Source organism: Paenibacillus xylanilyticus (genome assembly GCF_013359935.1).
Classification (GTDB): Bacteria; Bacillota; Bacilli; order Paenibacillales; family Paenibacillaceae; genus Paenibacillus; species Paenibacillus xylanilyticus.
Genome location: NZ_JABMCB010000147.1, coordinates 1 through 302, shown reverse-complemented (window position 1 = coordinate 302; position 302 = coordinate 1). Strand labels below are relative to the sequence as shown.

The window sequence follows — 302 nt, the reverse complement described above, 5'->3', positions numbered from 1 at the left end:
GATACTCTCAGGGTGATTATGGCGACCGTGGCGAAGTGGTTAACGCACCCGCTTGTGAATCCGGCATTCGGGGGCTCAATTCCCCGCGATCGCGCGATGATGGTTCATTTGGGCTTAGCCAGGTGGTAAGACTACGGACTTTGACTCCGTCATGCATAGGGTCAAATCCTATATCCCCAGCCATTTTATTATGAGTCATTAGCTCAGTTGGTAGAGCACCTGACTTTTAATCAGGGTGTCGAAGGTTCGAGCCCTTCATGACTCACCATTATATTTTGCGGTCGTGGCGGAATTGGCAGACG

General features: G+C 51.0%; 2 tRNA genes. Both read left to right on the top strand.

What is annotated here, in order from left to right:
- Nucleotides 1-108 precede the first annotated feature (108 nt).
- Nucleotides 109-183, top strand: a tRNA-Gln gene (locus HP552_RS04190).
- Between the two features lie 9 nt (nucleotides 184-192).
- Nucleotides 193-268: transfer RNA gene (locus HP552_RS04185), tRNA-Lys, on the top strand.
- Nucleotides 269-302 lie beyond the last annotated feature (34 nt).